Genomic DNA, 25775 nt, shown 5'->3' on the forward strand with positions numbered 1-25775 from the left:
ATTAAATAAAATCAGACGATAAAAATATAAAAAAACAACCAAATATTTCTATTTGGTTGCTATTTTAACATTTTAAAAATTCATTTTATTCTGAGATTTCCACCATACTTCCCTGCGTATGCGCATTCATCTGCGGTGCATAGTAGTTTTGAAGCGTTGCAATGCCACTGGAGAAATTACCGGATGCGTTCGCGACCAAATCATAGTCAAATATATAATCTCCTTTCGGCATATTTTGAATATAAAAATTCGTGGAAGCATCTTTTGTAGATTGATAATAGCCTAAATTATTCTTCCATTGGTATTTGGAAATAACATCTAAAGGCTCAAAACCAGACGCTCGCATATCTTTTAAATGCACAAACGACATAGGACGATCGGTATTTAAGATCATACGAATGGTAACAATATCTCCCACTTTTAAAGGTGAATTTTCGGTGATTTTCATCAATTGCTCCCCATTTTCAGTTTTTATTTTTTTGTAGAATTCTTTGGTGATAGCAATATAAGATTCTGAGGATTTTATTTGATCCAAATCTTCATAATACTGCCAGAAAATACCACCTTGCGCAATTCCCGGTCCTGGTTTAGAAATGGTGATTGTACCTAAAGATTGGTTCAAAACTTCGGATTTGATGGCTTTCTTGATATATCCAGTTGCCCTCTCCCCAGCCCTCTCAGAATGAGGAGCGATCACGTCGATGTTTTTTCCTCCCCAAACTACCGTGGCTTTGTCTGCTTCATCGTTAGTCCATGATTTTCCAGAATTCATGAAAATGTAAATAATTTCTGCTGTTGCACGAGAGGTTCCCCAAGAATTCACTTCTTTTTGTGTCGCCAACCAAATTTTCGCTTCTTCTATAAAGTTTTGGTCTTGTGGCGAAAGTTTTGCAACGGCTTCTATCGCTCCCGCTTGATTTACAGTTTTAGAACTATACCAGCCCCAGTCGTTGAAATTTTGCTTCCAATAAGTTCCCTGAGTTTCTGTATCTGTAGAAGTCTCTTTTAAATAATTCAGGATTTTTTTGGATTCCTTTTTCATTCCATAATCATCGAAAAGCAATGCGGCCCGATGGATTCCGAAGAAGGTAAAATCTGAAAATCTTGCCACTTTTCCTTTTTCCATCACCTCTTTTTTTATTGTTGCGCCTTTTCCACTCAGTGGATATTCTTTCTCCCAGAAATTACGACTGTATAGATAATCTATGGCGAAATCGCTCCAAGGATTATTTTTCTTTTCATCCCATTCCTTTTCGATAAAATTGTCCACATAACTGATTAATCTGGAAACCATTTGCTTTTGCCCAGATTGATACTCTGATGTATTTCCCTTCAACCAGCCATTTATTTTTCCTAAATTATTTAAAATGTAAATAGAACTATAATAAGAGCTATTATAGCCGGGAAGCCAAGGAAATCCGCCATCGCTGTTTTGATACCTCAACAATCTTTCCCAATCTTCGTTGATGGAATTTTTCATTTGATGGGTATCAAAAAGTCTTGCAACACGCTTCATTTGGTCTTCTTCGTTTTCAGATTGTAAAACCCACGGCGTTTCCTCCACAAGCAGTTGTTTCAATTCCTGATTTTTTTCTAAGTTGCTTTTCAGTAGATCTTTATCTTGATATTCCTTAAAGATTTTTTCCATTTTAGGATTTGCTTTGAAGATTTCCGAAGCAACCACATCTGCAAACCACGCATTAAAAATGCCGTCTGAACTGATGTTCAACTCAGCATTCAAATCTGGCAAAGCAAAAATAATCTCCCAAACCGGATTGGTAGAAAGTTCCAAGGTATTGGAATAATTGACTAAAGTTTTTGAAGTGGTTTCTTTTAAATTTTTAATGGTAAAAGTTTTTGTTTGCCCTTCTTTTACGAAAATCGGTTGTGTATCTGTAACCAGCATTCTGTTGGGTAAAACGGCAATTGCATTTTGTTCACCATCCGAAAAACTTCCTGCTTTTGCTGTGATTCGGGCAATGATTGAAGGTGTTTTTCCGTAAGGTGTTTTCAATTTCCAACTGACTACATTGCTGGTTTTAGCTTTTAAATTAAAATTTTGTTTGCTGTTGATGATTTCATATTGATAAGTAATATCTTCGTTGGTAAGCGCATCCAGAATTTGCACAGTTGCTTCCCCATCCAAATCCGTTTCCAGCAAACTTGAGATTTTTGATTGCAAAACCAACTCATCGCCTTCACGCAAAAATCTGGGGTAATTTGGAGTGACAGAAAAATCTTTTTGCGTAGCAACATCTTGCTCCAAAGTCGTTGCATTTCCGTCTTTGGTGTGAGCCAGGAACATCGTTTTCCATTTCGTCAATGCTTCGGGTGCATCAAATTCAAAAGAGATATTTCCTTTTTGATCTGTCACCAAATTGGGATAAAAGAAAGCCGTTTCATTCAGGTTTTCCCTGACTTTTATTTTTTCTTCTTCTTTTATTTTTTCTGCAATTTTATCAGTATTATCTTCTTTTTCTTTTTTATCAAATCTGGAAGTGCTTTTTAACGCACCTGTTGCTTCCGATGCATAAAGTGAACTTGGTTTCGGGCAACCCTGGTACTGTGACAAACCAGGAACGGTGGGACATGCATCGTCTGCATCAGTGACGCCATCTCCATCTGTATCATTATGAATAACCATATTGTACCCTTTCAAAAGTTCATAGAAAAAATTTCTGCTGAACCAATTAAAATCTGGTGAGTAAGGAAATGGAAAATTAAGATGTTTCCGATAGTGCGTATCATAAATTTGCTTCAAACCAGAAGAATTGCTGTAATCTTTAAAAATATAAAGCGGACGATAGATTTTTTGCCAATCGTATTTATTAACTACAAATTTATCTAAAGATTTATCATACATATTCACTAAAACTTCTGCTGTCACGTTGAGCGGAGTTGAAGCGTTCTTTTTATCCTCGGAAACTTTAATGCTCCATTTTTCTTTTGAATTAGGTTCAATTTTATCTCGGAAAGATGTAATTTCTATTTTTAAAGGAATTTCGTCTGGTTTAATGTTAAGGTCCGTAAACTCATTTTGCAAATCATTAAAACCAACCACACCAATCTGATAGTTCAGTTTTGTGATGTCTTTGTCGGTCGGGATTTTAACATCATATTTCAAAACGCCATTTCGGAATTTTTTGATTTCGGTCGTCGTTTTTCCATTTCCGTCTTGGATGTAAATCGTTCCGGTCGCATTTGGAATTGCACTATACGCATACATTCTTGCCGTTTTTCCACGTTCGAAATCTCCTTTTGGTTTCATCAATTTCAAAAATGGAAACTGATTTTTCTCCAGTTTTCTTTCGTTCCAAACTTCGAATGTTTGCACAGATTTTATAGTGTCTTTTCCTTCGATGTTGGAAATTACCAATTCATAATAAGCAGGTTTCAGTTTACCTAGATTCAGTTTTTCGCCGGAAGTATTTTTGGAAATAACTTTTTCTTTTTTCCAATTTTTTTGAGTTTTATTTTCATCATAAAAGTCGTGTGGAAATTTGTTGATAAAATCTTCTTCAGTCAATTTTGGAAGATTTTGAACCGCGTTTTTAAAATTATTTCTAATGATTCTTGCAGGTTCTTTTAATTCAAACAATTCTACTTGATAGGTTTTATTTAAAATCTGGTCGTTGTAGTTTTTCGTTTTCACTTGGGCAAAAATTTCATCAGAATTAAAGACTTCGCAAATTCTGTCGACTTCAAAATAATGGGAAACCGTCGCCACTTTCACATCTTTCTTTTCGCTTTGGGTCTCGCCGGAAATATCGGTTACAGAAGCATTGATTTCATAATTATCGATTTGAATTCCGTCGATTTTTTCATTTTTTTTCAAATCTACTTTTATGGTAAATTCTCCTTTGTCATTGGTTTTCGATTTCCCCAAAATTGAATTTTCTGTTGTGTGATTTTGCGGATACCACCAGAAATATCTCCAGCGAATATTTCGTTTTTTGATTTCATAATTCACATCCACATTTCCCAACGGAACGCCTGAAAAAGAAATAGCTTTTCCTTTGAGTTCAATGGTTTGTCCATATTTGTATTCGTCTTTCAAATCATCAAAAACAATTTCAAATTTGGGTCTTTTGTATTCTTCTACTGCGAAATATTTTTGACTTCCATAAGGATAATCTTTCACCTGAATTCTAAATTTACCATTCAATAAACCCTTTGGCAAAATGAAACTTCCTTGCGTGGAGCCAAATTCGTTCGTGACTAATTTTTGTGTGGCGACTTCTTTATTATTCGCATCAAATAAAGCAATTTCTACAGGATAATTGGGAACTACAATATCTTTTTTCTTCTCTTCTTTGGTCAAAATAGCTTTGAAATAGACGGTTTGGCCAGGTCTGTAAATGGCTCTGTCAAGAAATATTTGAGAAATTTCGCGGTCGTAATAGTTTTCTCTATCATATTCGTAGGTCGCAAAAAGATTGGTATCATTGGTTGCAGGATTTTGAACAATGAAAGACTGAAAATAGCCTTCATAATTTCTAAAATTCAAACTATCAATTTTAAAAGTGCCATCTTTTTTAGTTTTAACAAAATGTTTTTTTTCAATATCATGGTAATAATTGTTTACAGGAACAATATCCAAACGATTTTGTTGATTGGCTTTTCCGTCTTCGCTTTTCACCCATTGAAGGTCGAGCTTTGGTTGATCTTTGTTGAGAACCACAACTCGGGAGTCCGAAACGAAAAAAAGCAAATATTGAAATTCCTTTTTCTCAATATTTTCATATTTCGCATAGTAGATTCCTCTTTCCAAAGGCTTCAAGTCCAAAGCCGTTTTTTTGGTTGAAAAGTCTCCGAGATTTGGAAGTGAAATGGTTTCAGTTCTGATCAATCTTGATTCAATCTTCTTGTCAATTCCTACAGATCCGTAATAATCGAAATCTCCAATTCCGAAATATTCCAGTCCATGAATGAATTTTAAATTCTTGTTAAGATTGTCAATCTTGAAAATCTCCAACTTTAATTGGGAAATATTTGCATGTTCTGCAACCAAATGAATTGGTTTTTCTGGTTCAATATTATATTGATATTGCAGTTTCATCGAAGCTTGGGTAATGGTATTTTCTAAATTAATGATATTGTTCAAAAATTTGGAAGTTGGAAATTCGATTTTTGTCTTTCTTAAAATTTCTACCGCACTTTTCTTTTCGTTTTTATCACTTAAAATAGATGCAATATCATGTGCAATAAAAATTTTGTAATCGCCATTGATATTAGAATTTAAAAGCGTTTGCAGTTCTGGTAATTTATCTTTTGTTAAGCTTTTACCAGCATTAAAATTAATTTTTTGATGCTGAAAATACAATTTGGAATTTCCAGTATTGCGATCAATCAATTGGTCGTAAAGCGAAATGATTTTTGCATCGTTTATTTTCTTTTCATCATTCGTGAAAATATAATTGCTTTGTAAATAATTGATATACTGATTGTTTTTCCACTCATAAATTGTATTGTAAAACTGGAAATCCCTATCTCCTTCAAAGATGGGTGAGAATTTTTCGAGTTTTATATTTTTTAATTCAGAATTTTTTGTTTCAAAATAGACAAATTCTTTATTGAAGAAATTTTTAAAATCCAGTTTTGTCCACAATTCAATTTCCGAAATTTTTCCGTTATCACTGTTGATTCTTTGTACAATTTTCCAGGAATTTTGTTCAAAATAATCTTTTACAAATTCCATTTTCAAAACCTCAAAAAGCAAAAGATCATCCCCTTTTAATAATTTTTCCGTCTTTTCAATTTTTGCAAAAAACACCGATGACAAATCATTTTTAGCATCGTCTTTAGTATCTTTTGTGATGGCGAACTCCGCCTTCAAAGAGCGAATTAATTGTGCATCGTCTCTATCTTTAATCGCTTGATTTTGGATTTCAATAATCAGTGGTAAGCTTGATTTATATAAGCCTTCGCTATAACTTTCTGCGACTTTTCTCCATTTCGTTTCGTAGAAATTTTGAGAAAATGCGATGATTGAACATAATAACGAAAATAGAAGAGAAAGTTTTTTCATACCTAAAGATTAAATTCCTAATGAATCTGATAAATTTAATGAAATATTTCTATAAAAAAATCGCCTCAAGAATTGAGACGATTTGTAAAGTTTCCGCTCCAAAAGAGAGGGATTTAGGACGAGGATTTTATTCCGAAATCACGACGTTCGTACCCTGGGTATGCGCATTCATCTGCGGTGCGTAATAATTCTGCAAAGTCGTTATTCCATTACTGAATTTCCCGCTTGCATTCGCTACATAATCATATTCGAAAACATATTTACCTTTCGGCATATATTCGATGTAGAAGTTCGTGGACGCATCTTTTGTCGATTGATAATAGCCCAGATTATTTTTCCATTCGTAACCTGAAATGACATTTAAAGGTTCAAAACCTGCCGCTCTCATATCTTTCAGGTGAATGAATTCCATATTTCTATCTGTGTTCAGAATCATTCTTACCGTCACTTTATCACCCACTTTCAACGGCGAATTGTCATTGATTTTAATTAATTGTTCACCGTTCTCAGTCTTCACTTTTTTGTACAATTCTTTTGTGATGGAAATATAACTTTCCGAAGATTTTATTTTATCCAAATCCTCATAATATTGCCAGAACAAACCACCTTGCACAATTCCCGGACTGTCTTTTTTAATGGAAACTGTTGCCAGATTTTTATCTAAATTATCAGAAGTAATCGTTTGTTTCACATAACCTGTCGCTTGTGTTTGAGGCTTCAAAGCTTTTCCGCCCCAAGTAATTTCCGCCTTGTCAGATTCCGCAGAACTCCAAGATTTTCCTGAATTTAAAATCGTGAAAATCACTTCTGCAGTTCCACGCGAACTTCCCCAGGAATTCACTTCTTTTTGGGTCACAAGCCAGATTTTCATTTCTTCAATGAAAGTTTCATCCGTCGGAGTCAATTTATTAAAGGCTTCCAAAGCTCCCGCGTGATTCACGGTTTTTGAAGAATACCAACCCCAATCGTTCAGATTCTGTTTCCAATAAACGCCTTGAGTTTCCGTGTCTGTCGAAGTTTCTTTCAAGTAAGTCATCAATTTTTTCGAAATGTCTTTCAATCCATAATTATTGAATAACAAAGCTGAACGATGCAATCCGAAGAAAGTAAAATCGGTAATTTTTGCTGTTTTCGCTTTTGATGTGACCAAAGATTTCAATGTCGCACCTTTATTTTTCAAAGGATATTCTTTTTCCCAATAATTTCGGGTGTCGAGATAATCGATGACGAAGTTGTTCCAAACATTATCCTTGTCTGTTTTCCAATATTTATTCACTTCATTATCAACATAAGAAACCAGTTTTGCAACCATCTCTTTTTGCTCAGAACTTTGATAATCCTCCACATTTCCTTTCAGCCAATCATTGATTCTTCCAAGATTTTTCAAAATATACAACGAGTTGTAATAAGAACTCGGATAACCTGCGTACCAACTAAATCCACCATCAGGATTTTGCAATTTCTGCAATTCGCTCCAATCATTTTGGATGGAATTTCTCATCGTATTGGCATCGAACAATCTCGCCAGTTTTTCCATCTGCTCGGTCTCGTTTTTCGATTCCAAAACCCAAGGCGTTTCTTCCTGCAACAATTGTTTCAACTCTTGGTTTTTCTCCAGATTCGAAGTCAATAAACCTTTCGATTGATATTCATCAAATACCGTTTTCAGTTTCGGATTCGCTTTGAAGATTTCCGAAGCTAAAACATCCGCAAACCATTTGTTGAAGATGACATCAGCAGAATTATTCGTGTCATTTTTCAAACTTGGAAGCGCAAACATAATTTCCCAAATCGGATTTGTCGTCAATTCCAAAGTATTGGAAACATTGGTCAAAGTTTTGGAATTCGAGTTTTTCAGATTTTCCAAAGTGAAAGTTTTCGTCTGTCCTTCTTTCACAAAAATCGGAAGCGCATCCGTCACCAGCATTCTGTTCGGTAAAACTGCGATTGCTTTTTGTTCGCCGTCAGAGAAGTTTCCAGCTTTCGCAACGATTTTAATGATAATTGATGAAACATCATTCGGAACCTTCACTTTCCAGTTCACGACAGAATTTCCGTTTTCCGTTAATGAAAAAGTTTGTTCTTTATTAAAACCTGCAACCAAAGTCAATTGATTAATCCCGAATTTCTCAGAAATGTCTTCATTTGTAAACGCATCCAAAATCTGCAATTGCGCAACACCATTCAGTTTTTGATTCACCAAACTCGATAGTTTAGATTGAAGATTCAGTTCATCACCTTCACGCAAAAATCTTGGGTAATTTGATGTGATAGAAAACTCTTTCTGCGTCACCACCGATTTTTCCAGAGTCGCAGAACGCGCATCTTTCGTATGCGCCAAAAACAACAGTTTCCATTGCGTTAAAGCTTCCGGAGAAGTGAATTCAAAACTCACATTTCCATCTTTATCCGTCAAAAGATTTGGGTAGAAAAATGCCGTTTCGTTGAGGTTTTGACGAACTGGGATTTTGTCTAAATTTTCATTTTTACTTTGTTGAGAAATTGTAGTATCAGCTTGAATCTCACCTTCAGAAATCTGTACTCCAGCAACTCTACCGCTAAGTTGTTCTGCAACAGGAGCTGTAGCATATCCTAAAACCATTTTTTCTCTTTTTAACCCATAAGCAGTTACAACAACACCTTCAATCATATTTTTTGAAGTGGAATCAGAATAACTTTGAAAAATTCTTCCATCAAACCAGTTAAATTTTGGTGGACTAACATCAATATTTCCGAAATAATTAAATAATTTGTTATAACGTTTTTGTTCTAGATTACTTCTTATGTCATAAAAACTTTGATAATATTGAGAATAAAACTTTTGCCAATTCCAACTATTTGAAGCAAATTGGTCAAGCGATTTGTCATACATACCCGCCAAAACTTCAGCATTGATTTGCTCTTTGCCAGCACCAGAAACTTTCACAGTCCATTTTTCTTTTTGTCCCGGCTGAAGTTTGTCTCGGAAAGTCACCGTTTCAATTTTCAAATCATCTTTGCTGTCAGCAATTTTCAAATCCACATTCTCAGTTTTTACATCATTAAATGCAACCAGTTGAAATTGCAAATTAACTCTCGAAACAGTTTCATCTTTCGGAATCAAAGTTTCATATTCCAGAATTCCGTTTTTGAAAGAATGCGTTTCCGTCACCGTTTCGCCTTTTCCATTTTGAACAAAAACATTCACCAAAGCATCGTGAATTGCAGAATAAACGAACACTTTCGCCTTTTCACCACGTTTGAAATCCTGTTTTGGCTTTATAACTTCCAAGAAAGGTTTTTGATTTTGCGCAAGCGATTTCTTATCCCAAACTTTGAAGAATTGCTCCGTTTTTATCGTGTCTTTTCCTTCGATATTATAAAGTTGAAGTTTGTAAGTTCCCGCTTCCAATTTCCCTAAATCTAAATTGGTTGTAGGTTTTAGGTTGTCGGTTGTTGATTTCTTCGCATTGTCAGGCTGAGGCTCTCGAAGCCCATCAACAATAACTTTTTCAACCTTCCAATTTTTCACATCATCATTCTTATCAAATCTATCGTTCGGGAACTTTTGCACAAATTCTTCCTTAGAAAGTTTCGGCAAATCCTGAATTGTATTTTCAAATTGACTTCTGAAAATCTGCTTCGGTTCTTCCAGCTTTTCCAGTTTTGCATTGTAAGATTTTGCAAGAACTTGGTCGTTGTAATTTTTCGTCGAAACAGTCAATTTTACAGTTTCATCAGAAAAAATATTATCAACATTGTCCGCCGAAATATAATGAGAAACCGAAGCCACTTTCACATTCGTGTCCGCAGATTGTGTTTCGCCGTTGATATCCGTCAAAGAAGCATTAATGGCGTAATTATCAATCTGAATCCCTTCTAAAGTTTCATCTTTTTTAAGTTCTACTTTGATGGTAAATTCGCCTTTCTCATTGGTTTTTGCCGTTCCGAGAATTGAGTTTTCATTGTCATTTCCACGCGGATACCACCAGAAATAACGCCAACGGATATTCTGTTTTTTGATTTCATAATTCACGGTCGAATTGCTCAGGGCAACGCCGGAAAACATCATCGCTTTTCCTTTCAGCTCGATGGTTTGGCCGTATTTGTACTCGTCTTTTATCGGTTCAAAAGTCACTTCAAATTTCGGACGTTTGTATTCCTCAACCTGAAAATCTGCATAACCAGAGATGTTATAAGCAGAATTATTATCATCGTCAACTTCGATATTGAAATTCCCGTTCAGCTTATTTTTGGGAAGCGTAAAACTTCCATTAACAGAACCAAATTCATTAGTTGTTAATTTCAAAGTCTGTAATTCCTCGCCGTTGGTGTCGTTCAAAGTAATATTCAACTTCACTTTTTCCAGCGTTTTCATTTTCTGAGTTTCGCCGTTGATTCCCGTTGCAATCACTTTGAAATAAACGATTTGTCCAGGTCTGTAGATTTTTCTGTCGAGGAAAATCTGTGCACTTTCCTGGTTTTCAGATTTGTTTCGGTTGCCATAATCGTAACCATAAACATTTATCATCGAAAAGTTATTTCCGTTTTTCACAAGGAAGTTTCTGTAATATTCCTGATTCGCAGAATTTGGAAACTGGAAATTACCCGATTTATCCGTTTTTACTGTGTATTTTGTAACCGCTTTTCCGCGCACATATTCAGTAACATCTAGGTTTTCATTAATGAAAGCTTTTCCGTTTTCGTTGTTCACGAGTTTCAGAATATTCGCTTTTGGATTGTTGTCGTCTTTTTTAGAAAAGATAATTTTCGAATCCGAAACTATGAAATAATAATTGCCCTGAACCGAATTTTCCACCACATATTCCGCCAGATAAATCCCTGCTGGAAGTGCTTTTAGTTCGAGTGATGTTTTATGCGCTTTGAAATCCGACGACACTGGCAAACTAAATTCATCCTTTCTGACCAACGATTTTTTGACCTTGGAAAAAGGATTTTTATAAGAATCGAAAACGTAATTCAAAAAACCTTGCGAATCATCTTTCACTTCATAAATGTTCAAAGAAAATTGCTTTACATTTTTAGCTTCAGCAACGATGTGAATTGGTTTGTTTGGTTGCGTTTCTTTCTCGTAAAATAAGTTGAGTTGCGGATTTTTTATCGCATTTTCTTTGTTAAGAATATTATTGATGAACTTCGATTTTGGATATAATTCTTTCGCTTTATTGACCCAAACCAAAGCGGTTTTGTTATCGTCTTTTTGCAGAAGAAGCTCAATCATTTCATCAATAATCAGAACTTTGTAATCGCCTTTTTCAGATTCGTCTTTAACGAGTTTTTCAAGTTGAGCGAATTTGTCTTTGCAATTGTTAAGCTCACAATTATAATTGATTTTCTGATGTTGGAAATACAGTTTTGAGTTCCCAGAATTATCCAAAATTTCTGAATCATAAAGTTTATTGATTTTCTTCGAATTAACTTTCAATTCGTTTGGTGTAAACAGATTTTGATTTCTCAAAAACTCGATATAATTGAAATTTGACCAATCCAAAAGCGTAGAGAAGTAATCCAAATTTTCTGTCGCATCAAAAATCTCCTTGTATTTCTGCGTCTGAATTTTCTTCAAAACAGGATTTTCTTTCTCTAAATCTGAATAATTCTTAGTCAAGAAATTCTTAAAATCCAGTTTGCTCCAAGTCTCGATTTGTGATAGATTTTGATTGTCGATATTCGTTTTCTGATTGATTTTCCAGGAATTATTATCGTAATAATCATTAATGAATTCCAAAGTCAGAAGATGAAACAATTGCTTCTCATCGCCTTTCAGTTTGGTTTCCGTGTTTTGAAGCTTCGAAAAGAATTTGGAGTTTTCATCATTCTGCGTGTCGTCGTGCGTTTGCTTCAGTATGCTGAATTCCGCTTTCAGAGATTTGATGATTTGGATGGCGTTGTTGTCTTTCATCGCTTGGTTTTGAATGTCCAGAATTATCGGAAGATTACTTTTGTAAGTTCCTTTCTTGTAGTTTTCCTCCACTTTTTTCCATTGAGAATCGTAGTAATTCTGCGCCGAAAAGTTGATGTAAAAAAACATCAGCAAGAAAACTGAGACTGATTTAATAATTTTCATATGTGACTTTTATTTTTTTTTGAGTGAATGATTCACTGTATAAAGATGCATTATTTTATCAAAGGTTGGAAAGATTATAATCTTTTTTCAAAATTAACACTTTCGAAATCTTATTGATTTAGAACAATTTTTCGGACATTTGTTAAAAGTAAAATGTCGATTTTAAATTTAGCAAAAAAATATGTGATTGACAGCCAGATTTTTGTCTCGCTGATGGGAACGATGATGGCTGGATTTTTTATGCTGGAGCAAAACATATTCCGTTGGCCGAGTTTGCTGTTGATTTTTATCACGTATTTCAGTGGCTATCTTTACACGAAATATCAGAGTCGTAGAAAGACTTTCATCAAGATTTTGGTTTTTAATTTCATTTGTGGCATTCTCAGTTTTTGCTTGATTGTCTTTAATCATAATGAAATCAGATTGTTAAAATGGGCGGTAATTGTTATTATTGGTTTGCTTTACAATTCTTTTTTTCTTGAGAAATTCATTCGAAAAATCCCTTTGTTAAAAGTCTTTTACGTTGGCCTGACTTGGGCTTTGATAAATGCGTGGCTCATCCTACCAGAATTCAATTGGGAGATTTTCTGGATTTCGTGGCTGTTCACTTCGGCTTTGGTTTTGCCTTTCGATATCCGTGATATGAAAAGCGATGATGTAGTAACTTTCCCCATATTAATCGGTGTTCAAAGAACAAAGTACTTGGCTTATCTGCTGGTTTTCGTTGCTTGTTTATTAAGCTTGATATTTCTTGATAGAGAATTTGCCTTAAGTTTTTTAATAACAACGGTTTTCACATTTATTCTAATTTATTTTTCTGAAAATGATAATAAGGGAACGTACTTTTCATTTTGGGTAGAATCTTGTAGCGGATTGCCTTTGTTGGTGATTTTGCTTTATTGGCTTGTAAATTGATAGAAGGATTTTACTAATTAATTTTTGAAGTATTTGTAATCTGATGCATAAAAATATTCTTGCGTTAATTCTGTTTTTATGTAGCGTTTCTTTTGTGTCTGCGCAGGAGAAAGAGAAAAAGGATTCTATCTATTATAAGATTGAAAAGTACTCAGACAAAAGAAAATTCACCAAATTCATCCACCGTTTCATCTTTCGTCGGGAAGCAGATTCCGTTTCGGTGAAAACCCGTACTGAGAAAGAAACACAAGCGTCTTACGACGGAAAGCACATCCGAAATATCAAAATCGAAACGATTGACCCATTTGGATACAATACCAAAGAAAAAAAGGAAAAAGCCAAATGGTACGATTGGTTCACAAATCATCTGCATTCCAATACCAGAATTTCGACGGTCAATAATTATTTGCTCTTCAAAAAAGGCGAAGAATACAACGCTCAAAAACTCTATGAATCCGAACGTCTTCTTCGTGAAATGCCGTTCGTAAATCGAGTGAAAATCAGTATTGCAGACAGTACCTCGACCAAAGATTCTATTGATGTCGTCGTGCAAGTTCTCGATTCCTGGAGTTTGAAACCACGCGGAAGTTTTTCGGGAAGCAAAATCGGAATGGGCGTTACAGAAGAGAATTTTTTAGGACTCGGACACGAAGCCAACTTCCTTTACAGAAACGATTCCAAGCAAAATCAGGATTATCTGATGGGAAGTTACACGGCTTACAATCTGTTCGGTTCCTACATCAATGCCCAGCTTTTGGGCGAACGAGATTTTTGGAAGAATGAGCGAATCAATGTGAATGCGAGAAGAGATTTTTTCTCTCCTTTGACGAAATGGGCTGGCGGTTTTTCATTTGAATATTTTATGCGAAATGTGGCTTTGCCGATGGTGGACAGAAGTGCGTTGCCAGAAGTTCAAATCAAGGTTTACAGTCAGGATTTGTGGGGCGGTTATCAGATTCCGGTTTCGGCAAATCCAGAGGAAAGAGTTTCCAGTAACATCGCTTTCATCGGGCGTTTCCAGAATTATCAATATAAAGATAGTCCCGGAATTGACCAGTTTGATTACTTCAAAACTTACAGCAGTTTGTTGGGTTCGGTTGGTTTTATTCAAAGGAAATTTGCCGTCGAAAAAAATATTTTTCAATACGAATTGCCCGAAGATATCTCTTATGGAAACTCATTAAGCGTTACCGCCGGCGTACTTTCCAGAAGCAAAGAAGTGATGCCTTACGCTGGAATCTCTGCTGGATATGGCGAGTTTACGAAAATCGGTTATTTCAATTTGAAAGCGCAGTTTGGAAGATTTTTCAATGAAGACAGTCAAAACAGAGAATCTTTCCGGTTGGACGGAACTTATTTTACAAATCTGATGGATTGGAAATTTGCGAAAGTCAGACATTTTTTCGCACCGACTTTAGCGCTTGGAAATCCACAACACAATTATTCCTATCGAGACCGAATCAACCTTTCTGCCCGTGACGAATTCCCGGTTTATAACGCCGATTACATTGGAACCAAGAAGTTGGTTTTGAGATATCAGCTTCAGCTTTTTGTGAATAAGACTTGGAAGAATTTCCATTTCAGTCCTTATCTCACGACTGCTGTTGGCTGGTTGGCGATGCCGAATGACAGCTTGATGAAAACGAATGCAAACACAAAAATTGGAATTGGAGTTTTGATTAATAATCCATATTTGGTGTTCAATAGAATTCAAATTTCGTTTACGTATTATCCTCGAGTTCCATTTGATAACAATTCTGTTTTTGATTTTAACAGCAATCGAAACAACGTTTTACCATTGAACAGTTTTGGCGCAGATATTCCGCATTTTGTGAATTTTGGAAACTAAAATTTCATCAAAATTATTTCCCCAGCCCTAAAGGGAGTAATTTTGATGAAATTTTAAATCAATTTTGCTCCCTTTAGGGTTGGGGAAAAGAAATTGATTTAAAATAATCTATTCTAAATATTTCAATTCTTTTTTGATTTAAAATTAATCTAAAACCGTTTTTTTATCTTTACATAAATTTTGAGTGATGGAAAATATCAACGACATTAAAATAAAACTGATTCAGAAAATCTGCGAATCCCAGAATTATTATTTGTTGTCTTCACTTCTGAGAAATTTTGAAAATAAGTCTACAAACATAGTCGCAGAGCCAGAATCCATTTACGAATCCGAAAGACCAATGACTGAAGAGGAAGTTGATGAGTATTTTAAAGAAGAAAAAGTCGTTCTTCCAGATTATGTCCTGAAGATGATAGAACAAGGAATGGATGATGTGAGAAATGGAAGGGTTTACACAGAGGAAGAAATGGATAAAATGGATGAAGAATGGCTGAAATAAAAGTCGAATGGACCCATTTTGCAAAGAAACAAAGAGACGAGATTTTCGAATATTGGAACAATAGAAACAAGAGTAATTCTTATTCTAAAAAATTAAATCTGGTCATCAAAGAGAAAACCAATCAATTAAAATTACAACCATTTTCTGGAAAGAAAACTATCAATGAAACCACGAGAATGTTAGTCTTTAAAAATTATAGTTTGATTTATAATATAGAACCGGAAACCATTTCAATCATTTCATTTTGGGAAAACCATCAGAATCCTGAAGCGCTCGAAAATATTTTAGGATTATGATTATCAATAAATTATCACTTATCAATTTCAAAAGCCACTCCGAAGTTTCATTTGACTTTTCGCCACAAATCAACTGTTTCGTTGGGAACAATGGCGTTGGGAAGACTAATATTCTGGATGCGCTTCATTACTTGTCGGTTGGCAAAAGTTTCCTTGGAAATTCTGACCTCAATAATATCAAATCCGAAGAAGATTTCTTTACAATTGAATCCGAAATTCAGAATGAGGAGAAGGAAGATATTATCAAAATCCTGCATCCGAGAGAATCCAAAAAAGTCATCAAGAAAAATGATAAAGCTTACGACAGATTGGCGGACCACATTGGTTATTTGCCCAGTGTGATGATTTCGCCGTACGATTCCAATTTGATTTCGGATTCCGGGGAAAGTCGCAGGAAGTTTTTGGATGCGATGATTTCTCAGACGGATTCGGTTTATCTTTTTGATTTAATTCAGTACCAAAAAACCATTCAGCAGAGAAATGCATTGTTGAAGAATTTTGCTAAGAATAGATATTTTGATAAAGATTCTTTGGAGATTTATGACGACCCGATTTCAAACTTCGGAACACGGATTTTCGAAAAAAGAAAGGAATTTGTTGAGAACCTAAATCCAATTGTCCAGCATTATTACGACATCATTTCAGGCGGAAAAGAGAAGGTTTCTGTAGTTTATGAATCTCACCTTTCTGACAACACATTCCAAGAACTTTTATCTAATTCAATTGATAAAGACCGAGTTCTGACCTACACTTCCAAAGGAATTCACAAGGACGATTTGATTTTCGAAATGAATGGAAATTCCATTAAAAAAATCGGCTCACAAGGTCAGCAGAAATCGTTTTTGGTTTCATTAAAACTCGCTCAAATAAACCGAATCAAAGAACTGACCGGGAAATCGCCGATTCTTTTGCTTGATGATATTTTTGATAAGTTGGATGATACCAGAGTTTCGCAATTGATTGAATTAGTTAACAAAGAAAACTTCGGGCAAATCTTCATTACGGATACGCACAAAGAGCGGACAGAAAATGTTGTGAAGAGAATCCACGAAGAAAGTAAGATTTTTGAAATTTCATAAAATCATTATATTCTTTTGCAAATCAATAACTTGATTATAATCTAAAACTAAATTTTCCCGAAACAAGACAAAAGTCATATTCCAGATTCACTTTTGGAATGGATAACTATTTACTTTTGCGAAGTAATTTTTAATAATTCTAAATAAAAATAATATGAAGAAGTTTTATATTTCAATTTTGGCTTTGTCGGCTATCATTACCAAAGCTCAAAGTTTTGAAGAGGTTTCGCAACCTGCGCTTCAAAATTACTTTTACTCTGCGAGCGCGGTTGCAGATTTTGATAATGACGGATTTCAAGATATATTTTTCACGGGCGCCATCGATTCTGACGGTGACACAAACGTAGATGTCACGTCCAATGATTTCTATAAAAACACAAATGGAAATTTCTCATCCATTCAAAATTTTGGAGACAATTCTGTTCATTTGAGTGCGGTCAAGTTTATGGATTTTGATAATGACGGACTTTTGGATGTGGTAACGACTGGTTTGAGTTATAACGATATCGTCAATTATCAGCAATACAGATGGAAAAATACGGGTTCAGCTTTCACTTTGGTAGATAATGCGTCTGGAAAAATCTACGGTGGATTGGACGTTTTCGATTTCAACCACGATGGAAAACAAGATTACGCCATCAACGGAACGCAATATATTGAAGGCGTTGGATTTTCTCAAGATTTGGATTTGTACACGAACAATTCCAACGGTTTTCAAAAGACGGAAGCTTGGTTGCCGGGAACGCAGAACGGAAGTTTCAAGATTGTGGATTTGAATAATGATAACGAATTGGATGCTGTTGTTAATGGTTTCAATTCTGATTACGAAGGAACTTTCAATATTTATATTAATGAGAATGGAACGCTAGTTCAGAAATCTCAACTTCCGCCGGTGAGCGATAGCAATATGGCTTTTGCTGATTTCAATGGTGATGGTTTTCTGGATTTTGTGGTGACCGGTCAGGATGAGAATTTCGATTCTTATTTGGCGGTTTTCACCAATGATGGACAAGGTAATTTTACGGAAAGCAAGTTCGAAGGCGAAGGACTGTCGGCTGGAAATGTTGAAGTTGGCGATTTGAACAACGATGGTTATTATGATTTCGTAGTGATGGGCGATGATGACAACTACGATGGTTACACGAATATTTATCTTTATAATCCACAACTTCAGAAGTTTGAAAAGTCGGAAAATTCTGGATTGTACAATCTTGGAAGTGGCGGAACTTTGGCTTTGTTTGATTACGATAACGATGGAAATCTGGACATTCTCGCCAACGGTTTCGATTGGGCTGACCCGGATTTGATGCCTTACACCAAGTTGTTTAGAAATACGACAACCGTTTCCAATCAAAAACCAAATGCGCCAACAATCTTGACCGCGACTGAAAATAACAACAAAATCAATTTCACTTGGTCTGGTGCGAGTGATGACAAGACTTTGGAAAACTCGCTTCAATATGAATTGACGGTTGGTTCGGAAGCTGGAAAGGCTGACATCGCAAAATATATCGTGACGACAAAAAGTTGGTATTTGGATAAAGCCAATTTGCCTTCGAAGATTTTTTGGAGTGTGAAAGCTATTGATGCTTCCAAGAAATATTCGGATAAATCTCAGGAGAAGGAGTTTTCTGTTTTGGCGGTTTCGGATTCCAAGAATGAGACGGTCTCTATCTATCCAAATCCTGTGAAAGATATTCTGAATATAAAAACAGCCAGCAAAATCAAATCACATAAAGTTTACAATCTTTCAGGACAAGTTGTGAATGCGAAACTGATTTCAGACAAAACCATCGATTTCTCCCGTCTTGAAAAGGGAATTTATGTTGTGGAAATTCAGTTGGAAAATGGGAAAAAACTAAGTCAGAAAATTATAAAAAACTAATAACCAAATTTTCATATCCATATCTACATTTTACAAGAAAATCCCATTCACTTGCTGAATGGGATTTTCGATTTTATTTGTCGTGAAAAGAAGTACAAAACGTCAACATAGCCCTGATGGTAACGGCATCCTTTTTCTTTTCCGTTAACTTCGGCTACGCTCAGGCAACGGAAAAGAAAAAGATATAGTGGACAGCAGGTTGGAATCGTCTGCCGATAGACCAATCGTCGTGCTCCTAATTATTTATAAAAAACTTCCGTCGAATGAGAATGGGAGCAGGTCTCGGATGGATTTAGTCTTGATGATTTCGCCGTCTGGTGAGGCAAAATAGATTTCGATTTCGTCTTTTTGCTTGGCTTCGTATTCCAAAATCGATTGTCGGCAACCGCCACAAGGTGGAATGGGTGTGGAGCTGAGGACGTCTTTTGGACCTCCAATCACGAATATTTTTTTGATTTTGACGTCGGGATAATTGGCAGAAGTCCAGAAAATTGCGGTTCTCTCGGCGCACAATCCGGATGGATACGCGGCGTTTTCTTGGTTGCTTCCGGTGATGATTTCGCCATTTTCCAGAAGAAGCGCGCAACCGACGAAGAAGTTGGAGTAGGGCGCGTAGGCGTTTTCGCGGACGGATTTGGCTTTGTCGAATAGTGTTTTTTCTATTTCTGGCAAGTCGTTGTAACTTGGGTAGGTCTGAAAATTTATCTTTATTTCTTTTTCCATTTTTAAAAATGAGGGGAGGTAAAAATACAAGTTTTATGGAAACAAATTAACATTTGGCGAAAAAAAACATCTAATCGTTATGATAAAGCAATTTTTGGTTTTGAGTTTTGTGTTGATTTTAGGATTTGCAAATGCTCAGGACAAAATTTTTTGGGATAAAAATCGGAAGTTGGAATGGACGGATTTTCAATCTGGTGCGAAACCAACTGGTTCCAAGACGGCGGCGACTACTTTTTGCGGGATTTCTTACTTGCTGAATAGTTCGACGAAGAAATTCAGTTCGAAGCAGGTGAAAATACAGTCATTTTTTGTTCCGTTCAAATCTTGGGCGCATCTGGAGCACAAAACCGATGTTATTTTGATGCACGAGCAAAGTCATTTTGATATTGCGGAGCTGTTTGCGCGAAGATTCAGGAAGTTGATTAGCGATAAAAATTTGGATGCTAAATCTTTGCAGAAGCATTACGAGCGGATTTATGATGATTACAAAGCTTATCAGCAAGATTATGAAACGGTGACGAATCACGGTAGAATTCGTGATAAACAGTACGAATATTCTCGGAAAATTGATGAAGAAATAGAAGAATTGTCGGACTTTAAAATTTAAACTTTCGGTTGTCTTTTTTCTCTGAGAGTTTCTTTTTGTTGTCGATTCTTTTTTGAACCTGGCGCTTTGAAGGTTTGGTTTTGACTCTGTATTTTGGAACGAAAAGCGATTTTTCTACCATTTCCAGCATCTTTTCGGTCACGATTTTTTTGTTCGCGAGTTGCGTTCGGCTTTCTGATGAAGTCATTTGGAGAAGACCTTCGGAATTGATGCGGTTTTTGAGTTTGTCGGATATTCTAACTTTCTCTTCGTCTGAGAAATAAAAACTTTCTGAGACGTTCCAAATCGCCGTGACAGCGGTTTCCACTTTGTTCACGTTTTGTCCGCCAGCGCCGGAAGAGCGGGAAGTTTTGTAGCTGATTTCTGACGTGAAGTTTTTCATTTCTCGATTGATTTTTTCAACGCCAGTCGGTTGACTTTTCCGTTTGGCGTTCTTGGGATTTGTTCTACAAAAATAATGTCTTTTGGTTTATGAAATGATTTTTCGTAGTTGATGGCTGAAAGTTTTTGGTTGATGGCTTCGGATTCGCTTCCTTCGATTATTAGAATTAATCTTTGTCCTAACGTTTCATCCTCAATTCCAAGAAAAATAGCTTCATTTGGAATGTTTTGTTTTACTAATTTTTCCAGTTCTTCAGGGAAAATCTTTGCGCCTCCGGAATTGATGACATTATCTAATCTTCCAAGGAATCTAAATTGGTTTTGATTATTAATTTCGACCAAATCGTTGGTCTGCAAAACTTCTGAATTCAACTTCGGTGCAAATATTTTCAGACAGTTTCTCTCGTCCAAAGAAATTTCCACGCCTTCAAAAACCGTGAACCAATCTTCCTGATGCGGAAAAATCTGTCTCAAGGCAATATGAGAAAGCGTTTCGCTCATTCCATAAGTCTCGAAGATTCGAGTGGGGGAGTTTGAGGGTTTGAGCGCTTGAGAGATTTTGTTTTTTAAAGTTTCAGAAACTGAGGCTCCACCGATGATGAGATTTTTGATGAGATGAAGTTTGTCTAGTGAATTTTCGACCTGCAAAGGCGTCATTGCACAAAAATCGATTTCTTGAGTGATGTTTTGAAGTGGATTTGTGGAAGGTTCTGCGATTTTCAGTTTTAATTTTCTGAGAATACTTCTTACGACCATCATTTTTCCCGAGATATATTCTATAGGAAGACAAATTAATGCGACATTTCCTTCTTTTAAATCTAAAAAGTTGCAAGTCATCTCAGCAGAATTCAACATTTTTGATTTTTCTACTTCAAAAATTTTCGGAATTCCGGTAGAGCCAGAACTCTGAATTTTGACTGTTTTTGAGTCCGAAAACCACTCTTTTACGAAGTCTAAAACTTTGGTTTCAAATTCATTAGATGGTGTTCCTTGATCGGATAAAGGTTTGGAAAGGTCGATTAACATTAGGCTGAGCGAAAATTTATTTTATAAAATTATGCAATTTTTTTTAAAAATAATTTGGAAGTTCAGAAAAAAGCTCTAAATTTGCACCACAATAAAGGACAGACCTATGGTGTAGCGGTAACACTACTGTTTTTGGTGCAGTCATCTGGGGTTCGAATCCCTGTGGGTCTACAATCAAGGAGAAATGATCATTTTGATCGTTTCTCTTTTTTTTTACACCGTCTAACTCATTATTAATGTGAAAGATATGGTGTGCTATGGAGTTAATTCGGGCGGTTCGATAATGTTTTCCGTCAAATTCCAATTTTTCAGGAAATATCGAACCAATTATTGCCCGCTTTGTCTCAATGCCTCCTTCTTGGTAGTGTTTTCCGATATTTTGAAGTGTCTCTAAGGCTTGTTCGAGCAGTTTTTCTATATTGCTAATTTGAGGAACTGAATTTTTATTTAATTCTTCTTCCAATTTTGAAATCCGTTCTTTGCATTCCCTTTTAATTTCCAGATATTCAACATCATCAATTATCTCTGACAGAAACTTATTTCGGGCAAAAGATAGTTTGTTATTGAGTGAGTCAATTTCGTCAGATATTTTCTTTTTCTCTTTTAATGGATTATTAATGAAGTTCTGATAATTCTCAGTCAAAAGCATTTTTAGATATTTTTTAACCGGTGCATTCATTTCATATGCCATCAATCCATCTTCAAAAACTTTGTTGACAAGTTCCGCTCTTTCTCTGAACCCGCAGGTAGAATTACAATGGTAATAATAGTATCGATTATTTCGACCTCTCGAAGCACTGGCAGTAATTGTCTTACCACAGTTAGGGCACGTTAGAAACCCTCGAAGAGGAAAGTTTTCCTGAACAGTGATTTTTGTGTTCGGTCTTTGAGGTCTTTTCTTACCATCTAATATTTCTTGTACCTTGTCAAAAAGTTCCTCACTGATCAAAGGTTCGTGTTGACCTTCAACAAAACAGGCTTCTTCATCTTTATGCTTTGGAACAAACACTTTACCGCAATAAATAGGATTACGGATAGCTATATGAAAAGATGTCCTGCTGACACCTTTCCTCAAAGACTCATTTATTTTAGTTCTTATAGAGTTGCTTGCATAAATACCTTTTGACAACTCATTAAATGCCCACTTCATTTTTGTTGCTTCCGGTTCTTTCATTGCAATATACTTTTTCCCATTCTCTGTAATCTTATTTGCATATCCAAATGGAGCTTTGCCCATAACACGACCTTCTTTAACAGCTCTTCTCATACCATAAAAAACATTGAGTGCTCTTCTGTCATTTTCAACCTCAGGCGCAGCCAGATATATCGCTAACATCATTTTGTTTTCCGGGATGGAAAGATCAAGCGGTTGTTCAACGGCTTGTAATTCTACACCCAGCTTTGATAGGATGCTTATCATCTGATAGGCATCGCCTGCGTTTCTGCTAAACCGATCCCATTTTGTAAACAAAATGACATTGGTTTTAGAAGTTTTCTTTTTAAGTTCAACCAGAAGCTTTTTCCATTCAGGACGGTTAAAAGATTTTGCAGAATGATCTTCATAAATAACATTACCTACAGTAAAATTATTCTGTGAACAGAAACGTCTTAAACGTTCTTCCTGGTCTCTTTGTGAATAACCTTTATCCGCTTGTTCATCTGTCGATACACGTATATATAGATCTGCTGTTTTCATAATTTTAAAATTTAATTCTGTTGAGTAATATTGAAGTATGGTAGAATAATAGAATGTCAGATTTTTATCAGCAGTCGATATTCTATTTATGAGTATCATTTATGATCAGTATCGAAATACTTTTTGATAACCATTAAAGTAAGATTGTACAGAAATTCCATTATCTGTTCAGCTTCCTCTTTTGTCAATTCCATACCTTCTGATCGGAAATATTCAATTACTTCCTCAATTGGTATTTTTTTTATTTCTTTTGTCTGAGACGTAAATGCAGAATTTCCCTAAATATAATTCAGAGAAATTCCATTTTATTAATGGTAAGTACCTTGATGCACTCTAAGGCATCAAAAGTCTTAACCTAAATAAACCACGCATTTTATTAGAGTCATTCTTCTGTTAACTATTTAATCAGCATTTTTTTTCACAGAGAGAATCTATCTCAAAACTCATTAATAATTTACCACCTATCACAACTTCTTTGAGTTCATCCATCAACTTGTCTACAATCATTTTCATCTGATCTGCTTTCTCAGTGTTAACTTTTGCTATACTGTGATGTACGCTCATATTATAATCAGTAAAAGAAAATATATTACTAGAGAATTGATCAAATAGATAGTGGTATTTATGAATGTCCTTATCAGCATAGATACATAATTGCCAAAGGGCTTCACTGGTCATATAATTAGGCAGATAAAATGCTTTTGCATATATGTAAGTTCTGCAAAAGGACAGGAGAAATAATGCGAAGAGATTATCTACACCTTGATAATTTTTTTCTTCTCCATCAATCAGTTTATAAAACTGCAATGAACTTTCCAATGTGCTCTTGTAATGGAAATGCAAGTCATTGTGCTGTGAATGATGAGGCATCTGCCAATGCGGTTCGGGATGATATTCGTCCGAGGAAAAGACCAAATGTTTGGCTTGCATAATGAAAACAAAGAAGCTCTGGTATTGATAAAGATTCTTTTGAATCCAGTACCGATCGTGACCGACCAATAAAAATTTGTATTGAGTTCCAAAAAGGCTCGTCAAAGAATGAGTGATGGATTTTATTTTTTCATTATTGACATTCAAACCGATCAAAAGTAGATAGTAAGTGGTAACTTCTCCATAGGTTGTTTGATGAAAGTAATAGATCTGCTCTAATTCTACAAAAGTCAGGATTCTGTCAATAGCTCTTTCAAGTATTTCATCTTTTGGATATTCTTCCATTGGAAACAAATATTGGTCGACCTTATAAATTTCTTCATATTGCTTTTTGATCAGATGTTTCAATTCATAAAATCTAGCTTCGATGTATGTAAATAAGGAATCCTCAATGATGCGTAATGATTCAAACATTTCGTTGTTATAAATAATCTCATCTTCCTCAATCGCCTTCTTTGCTTCGTCAAAAAGTTCAGTTACAAAATATTCGTGTTGATTCTTTTTGACAAAAAATTGCTTGAGTTCCGGAATATAAATCAACAAATTATTTATCCTTTGATTGAGATCGATGTCACTTGTCCTATTTCCGGTATACAATTTCTCTAGATATTCCAGGTCATATTCTATCAGTTCTTCGAAAGAGGTGAAGATACTGTTATAAGAATCCTCTGAGATAAGTCTTTCTACCTGTACCCGATGGATTTCGTGGTCGTGGTGGAAAGAATCTTCGTACCGATTAAATTTTTTGTGATATTTTTTCCAATTTCTGTTTATCAAAAGTGAAGAACGAGAGTCTGCATTTTGATAGATCATTGATGACTGTTGGCAGTGGTATTCTATAAATGGATGACCTTTAGAAAATTGATATTCAAGTCTGGAATAATCAATGAAATAGATATAAACTTGATATTGTTCTCTGACTTCGGCAACCCATTTTTTTGACTGTAATTTTACAGCATCTGCATTTTTAGAAACGGAGATCAGTAGGTGTGATTTAGTTGAGTTCCTTTCCTGCTTGTAGAATATCTGAACAATTGAATAGTCGTGTACAAGCTGAATCAATATACTTTCCAAGAACTCGTTGGCAAGAACTGAAAACGGAGATTTATTTGGCGTTTTCATAACTGATCGTTTTTAGTTTCATAATCACTATCGTAGTATATAAAGATAGCCTCAATAAATAAGCGAACCAAGGCAAACCATACCATCATATCGATATGTACACCCATTTCGGGATCGCTGTCAAATCCCAAAGTCTGTTTCAAAACAAAATCAGGGTCTTTCATATTTTCTTGATATTTCTTAAAGTAATCAATTCCTACTATTGATATTATTAGTAGGAATAGCTCATTAATACATTCCTCGGAAGTGATTGCATTCATTATATAATTTATGCTATCAAATTGAGTCACATCATCGACCTTAGATTTACTCAAATTACCCTTACCCTTGTCAAAGTAAAAATGAATGAGTAATAACAGGCAGGACAGCAGTCCTGCCGTCTTGACATCCCGCCTGCTTGCATCTTTGATCTCAATCTCTCCTGATAATAATTTCTCCAATTCATATTCTTGAATCAAATCAGGATAGCTATCGAGCAGTTCTGTAAGTCTGGGATTATTCAGCTGGTCACGCAGGCAGAATATACCTAATTCAAGATCTTCTCCTTGCGAATTCTGAACCAGAATACTTAATGCGATCTCAGCTTGCTCTCTTGTTTGTACAAGCTGTTTCTCTTTACTAAAGGGTGTGTTCTTTTTCATTTCAATAATTTTGCTTTAGTAAAGTTGACGA

At 35.4% G+C, this 25775-nt stretch carries 14 protein-coding genes, 1 tRNA gene and 1 pseudogene; 8 read left to right on the forward strand and 8 right to left on the reverse strand.

Annotated elements, in window-relative coordinates:
- Positions 1-85 precede the first annotated feature (85 nt).
- Both IO90_RS12095 and IO90_RS12100 read right to left on the reverse strand, forming a co-directional pair.
- Entirely contained in the window at positions 86-6028 is a 5943-nt protein-coding gene (locus tag IO90_RS12095) for an MG2 domain-containing protein (RefSeq protein WP_034966829.1), read from the reverse strand.
- Positions 6029-6155: 127 nt separating this feature from the next.
- Positions 6156-12095 carry an alpha-2-macroglobulin family protein gene (locus tag IO90_RS12100; RefSeq protein WP_034966832.1) on the reverse strand — a complete coding sequence of 1980 codons (5940 nt, stop codon included), beginning with the start codon at positions 12093-12095 and terminating at the stop codon, positions 6156-6158.
- A 153-nt stretch (positions 12096-12248) separates the two neighbouring features.
- On the opposite strand from IO90_RS12100, the gene IO90_RS12105 reads away from it, so the two are divergent.
- The 6 genes from IO90_RS12105 to IO90_RS12130 all read left to right on the forward strand — a co-directional run bounded on the left by IO90_RS12105 (position 12249) and on the right by IO90_RS12130 (position 18618).
- Complete coding sequence (locus tag IO90_RS12105) at positions 12249-13010, forward strand: UbiA family prenyltransferase (protein ID WP_081871815.1); 762 nt, start codon at positions 12249-12251, stop codon at positions 13008-13010.
- 43 nt (positions 13011-13053) lie between these two features.
- Positions 13054-14859, forward strand: a complete 1806-nt coding sequence (locus IO90_RS12110; RefSeq protein ID WP_034966835.1) for a hypothetical protein — start codon at positions 13054-13056, stop codon at positions 14857-14859.
- Positions 14860-15046: 187 nt separating this feature from the next.
- Positions 15047-15358: a hypothetical protein gene (locus IO90_RS12115; RefSeq protein ID WP_034966837.1), complete on the forward strand. Its 312-nt coding sequence runs from the start codon at positions 15047-15049 to the stop codon at positions 15356-15358.
- Complete coding sequence (locus IO90_RS12120) at positions 15346-15654, forward strand: type II toxin-antitoxin system RelE/ParE family toxin (RefSeq protein WP_034966838.1); 309 nt, start codon at positions 15346-15348, stop codon at positions 15652-15654. The genes IO90_RS12115 and IO90_RS12120 overlap by 13 nt, the downstream gene beginning before the upstream one ends.
- Positions 15651-16733 carry a DNA replication/repair protein RecF gene (recF, locus tag IO90_RS12125; protein ID WP_034966840.1) on the forward strand — a complete coding sequence of 361 codons (1083 nt, stop codon included), beginning with the start codon at positions 15651-15653 and terminating at the stop codon, positions 16731-16733. Before IO90_RS12120 ends, recF begins: the two co-directional genes overlap by 4 nt.
- A 154-nt stretch (positions 16734-16887) precedes the next feature.
- Entirely contained in the window at positions 16888-18618 is a 1731-nt protein-coding gene (locus IO90_RS12130) for a T9SS type A sorting domain-containing protein (protein WP_034966843.1), read from the forward strand.
- A gap of 243 nt (positions 18619-18861) precedes the next feature.
- Here IO90_RS12130 and cdd read toward each other — a convergent pair whose 3' ends face one another.
- Positions 18862-19341 (reverse strand): cytidine deaminase, encoded by a 480-nt coding sequence (gene cdd, locus IO90_RS12135; protein WP_034966844.1) that lies wholly within the window; start codon positions 19339-19341, stop codon positions 18862-18864.
- Between the two features lie 79 nt (positions 19342-19420).
- Here cdd and IO90_RS18440 point away from each other — a divergent pair, with 79 nt between their 5' ends.
- A complete protein-coding gene (locus IO90_RS18440) occupies positions 19421-19948 on the forward strand; it encodes a DUF922 domain-containing protein (RefSeq protein ID WP_051878608.1) in 528 nt (175 codons plus the stop codon).
- Here the strand turns inward: IO90_RS18440 and arfB are convergent.
- Both arfB and IO90_RS12150 read right to left on the reverse strand, forming a co-directional pair.
- A complete protein-coding gene (arfB, locus tag IO90_RS12145) occupies positions 19938-20330 on the reverse strand; it encodes an alternative ribosome rescue aminoacyl-tRNA hydrolase ArfB (RefSeq protein ID WP_034966847.1) in 393 nt (130 codons plus the stop codon). The two genes, IO90_RS18440 and arfB, sit on opposite strands and share 11 nt — an antisense overlap.
- Positions 20327-21355 carry an AMP-binding protein gene (locus IO90_RS12150; protein WP_034966850.1) on the reverse strand — a complete coding sequence of 343 codons (1029 nt, stop codon included), beginning with the start codon at positions 21353-21355 and terminating at the stop codon, positions 20327-20329. The genes arfB and IO90_RS12150 overlap by 4 nt, the downstream gene beginning before the upstream one ends.
- Positions 21356-21455: 100 nt before the next feature.
- Between IO90_RS12150 and IO90_RS12155 the strand changes: the two genes are divergently transcribed.
- Positions 21456-21526: transfer RNA gene (locus IO90_RS12155), tRNA-Gln, on the forward strand.
- Positions 21527-22115: 589 nt separating this feature from the next.
- On the opposite strand, the pseudogene IO90_RS19105 reads toward IO90_RS12155, so the two are convergent.
- From IO90_RS19105 to IO90_RS12165, 3 genes and pseudogenes are all read right to left on the reverse strand, one after another.
- Positions 22116-23150 (reverse strand): annotated as a pseudogene (locus IO90_RS19105) (recombinase family protein); the annotation flags it as partial.
- 306 nt (positions 23151-23456) lie between these two features.
- Positions 23457-25103: a hypothetical protein gene (locus IO90_RS12160; protein WP_034966852.1), complete on the reverse strand. Its 1647-nt coding sequence runs from the start codon at positions 25101-25103 to the stop codon at positions 23457-23459.
- Complete coding sequence (locus IO90_RS12165) at positions 25100-25744, reverse strand: hypothetical protein (protein ID WP_034966855.1); 645 nt, start codon at positions 25742-25744, stop codon at positions 25100-25102. The genes IO90_RS12160 and IO90_RS12165 overlap by 4 nt, the downstream gene beginning before the upstream one ends.
- Positions 25745-25775: the final 31 nt, after the last annotated feature.

It is taken from the genome of Chryseobacterium sp. FH1 (assembly GCF_000735135.1).
In the GTDB taxonomy this organism is placed as follows: Bacteria; Bacteroidota; Bacteroidia; order Flavobacteriales; family Weeksellaceae; genus Epilithonimonas.